A 3,107-nucleotide genomic window follows, 5' to 3' on the forward strand; every position below is an offset into this window, starting at 1 on the left:
AGCGGGAAGGGCGCCTTCATGTGTCCGCCGGTGTCCGGCCTCGCCGACTCAGCCGGTGTTGCGCAGGCCCGCCGCCACACCGTTGACGGTCAGGAGCAGCGCCCGCGAGAGCAGCGGGTCGGCCGCCTGGCCGGCCGCGGCCTCGTCGCGCTGGCGCTTGAGGAGCGCGACCTGGAGGTAGGAGATCGGGTCCAGGTAGGCGTCACGGATGGCGAAGGTCTGCTGGAGCACCGGGTGGGTGTCGAGGAGCTTCTCGCCGCCGGTGATGCGCAGCACCTCGCGCACGGTGAGCTCGTGTTCGGCCTCGATGGCGGTGAACACGTGCTTGAGCTCGTCGGGGACGAGGGTGTCGACGTAGTGGCGGGCGATCCGCAGGTCGGTCTTCGCGAGGGTCATCTCGACGTTCGAGAGGAAGTTCCGGAAGAAGTGCCACTGCTCGTGCATCTCGTCGAGCACGGTGTCCAGGCCGGCCTCGCGCAGCGCCTTGAGGCCGGAGCCGACGCCGAACCAGCCGGGCACGATCTGCCGGGACTGGGTCCAGCCGAAGACCCACGGGATGGCGCGCAGTCCGTCGAGCGAGACGCCCGAGCCGGGGCGGCGGGAGGGCCGCGAGCCCAGGTGCAGGTCGGCGAGCTGGTCGACCGGCGTGGAGGCGAGGAAGTACGTCGGCAGGTCGGGGTCCTCGACGAGCCGCCGGTAGGCGGAGTGGGCGGCTTCGGAGACGACGTCCATCGCCGCGTCCCAGCGGGCCAGCGCCTCGTCGGACTGGCGGGGCGCGGTGTGCAGGGCGGACGCCTGGAGGGTGGCGGCGACCGTCAGTTCGAGGTTCTCACGGGCGAGCGAGGGGACCAGGTACTTGTCGGAGATGACCTCGCCCTGCTCGGTCACCTTGATCTCGCCCTCCAGGGTGCCCCAGGGCTGCGCGAGGATCGCGTCGTGCGAGGGGCCGCCGCCGCGGCCGACGGTGCCGCCGCGGCCGTGGAAGAGCCGCAGGCGTACGCCGTAGCGGTGGGCGACGTCGCGGAGCCGGCGCTGGGCTCGGTGGATCTCCCACTGCGAGGTGGTGATGCCGCCGAACTTGGAGGAGTCGGAGTAGCCGAGCATGACCTCCTGGACGTCCCCGCGCAGCGCCACGAGCCGGCGGTACGAGGGGTCGGAGAGCATGTCCTCCAGGATGGTGTCCGCGGCCTTGAGCTCGTCGGTGGTCTCCAGGAGCGGCACGATGCCGATCTTCGCCCAGCCGGCGTGCAGGTCGAGGAGTCCGGCCTCGCGGGCGAGGACGGCGGCGGCGAAGACGTCGTCGGCGCCCTGGCACATCGAGATGATGTACGACTCGATGACCTCGGGCCCGAAGATCTTCAGGGCCTTCTTGACGGTCTCGAAGACGCCGAGGGTCTTCTGGCCGGCGGCGTCGAGCGGTGCGGGGGTCGGGCCGAGCGGGCGTCGCGAGCGCAGTTCCTTGGCGAGGAGCTTCCCGCGGTAGTCGCGCGGCATGTCCGCGTAGCGCCACGACTCCTCGCCGAGGCGGTCGAAGAGCTGGCCGAGGGCGTGGTGGTGGGCGTCCGCGTGCTCGCGTACGTCCATGGTGGCGAGCTGGAGGCCGAACGCGGCCAGGGTGCGGATGGTCCGGTTCATCCGGCCGTCGGCGATCAGCCCGCCGCGGTGTTCGCGCAGCGAGGTCTGGATGAGGGTGAGGTCGCGCAGCAGCTCGGCGGTGCCGAGGTAGTCGCGGCCGTCCTCGTGGGGCGTGCCCTTGGCCAGGCGGAGCTTGGTGTTCTCCAGCTTCTGCCGGATGCAGGTGGCCTTGAGGCGGTAGGGCTCTTCGGCGTTGAGGCGCTTGTAGCGGGGGCTGATCTCCGGCAGGCGCTCCAGGTCGCTCTGGAGGGACTCCAGGAGCTCCTCGTTCGCGCCGGTGTAGCGGATGGAGTTCGACAGGAAGCCGCGGAGCTCGTCGATCAGGTCCAGGGCGTCGTTGATGCCGTGCTCGTGCTGGAGGATCAGGACGTCCCAGGTGACGTCCGGGGTGACGTTCGGGTTGCCGTCGCGGTCGCCGCCGATCCAGGTGCCGAAGGTGAGGGGCCGGGTCTCGTCCGGGAGGACGACGCCGACGCGCTCGAGTTCGGCGGTGAGGTCCTCCAGGACGTCACCGACGGCGCCGGCGTGCAGCTCGTCCAGGTAGTAGATGGCGTTGCGGGCCTCGTCGGCGGGCTCGGGGCGCACGACGCGGAGCTCGTCGGTCTGCCACACGAGGTCGATGTTCTCCGCGAGGCGCGTGTCGTAGCGGCGGCGGTCGGCCTCGATGACCGGGGTCTCAAGCAGCGCGGCGATGCGCCGCAGCTTGTTGAGCACCGAGCGCCGGGCCGCCTCCGTGGGGTGGGCGGTGAACACCGGGCGGACGTTGAGGTTCTTGACCGTCTGGCGCAGGTGCTCGGGGTCGGCGTCCTTGAGCCGGTCGGCCGTACGGGCGAGGAGGCCGCCCTCGGCGGCGCGCTTGGCGCGCAGCTCGCGGCCGCGGTGCACCTGCTCGGTGACGTTGGCGAGGTGGAAGTAGGTCGAAAAGGCGCGGACCAGCTTGGCGGCGGTCTCCAGCTCGGTGCCGCGCAGCAGCTCGGCGGCGGCCTCGCCGTCCTCACGGGTCAGGCGGCGGACCTTCTCGACCAGTTCCAGGAGCTCGGGACCCTCCTGCCGTACGAGGGTCTCGCCGAGCAGGTCGCCCAGGCGGCGGATGTCGGCGCGCAGTTCGCTGCTGGTCGTCGTGGTCTGGTCGTCGGCACTGCTCACAGGTGCGGCTCCTTGCAGTGGTGAAGCTCGTCCGAAGAGTGGGGGAATCTCGTCTGAAGCTCGTCTGGGAGGGAACCCGGGTGACGACCGCGCGCGGCGGGTGCCGCTTAGAGAGGTGGCATCCGGGAAGAAATCAGAACGGACCGCGCTGTCCGACCGATACCAAGGATAGGTGTCCCCTCGGACGCGCAGGCTCACGGGCTCTTGCCGCCGGGCTACGCGCTGACATACTTACGACGCCGTAGGTTACGGACCCGTAGGTATTCCCGTGGGGGGGGGGGGGGTTGGCGGGGGTGGGGGGCGGGGCCGGGGGGGGGGAGTGGTTG

General features: G+C 71.1%; 1 protein-coding gene. It reads right to left on the bottom strand.

What is annotated here, in order from left to right; translation table 11 throughout:
- Positions 1–48 precede the first annotated feature (48 nt).
- Positions 49–2,781 (bottom strand): phosphoenolpyruvate carboxylase, encoded by a 2,733-nt coding sequence (gene ppc, locus ACFXGX_RS43115; RefSeq protein WP_384803945.1) that lies wholly within the window; start codon positions 2,779–2,781, stop codon positions 49–51.
- Positions 2,782–3,107: the final 326 nt, after the last annotated feature.

Source organism: Streptomyces sp. NPDC059371, from assembly GCF_042751995.1.
Taxonomy (GTDB): Bacteria; Actinomycetota; Actinomycetes; order Streptomycetales; family Streptomycetaceae; genus Streptomyces.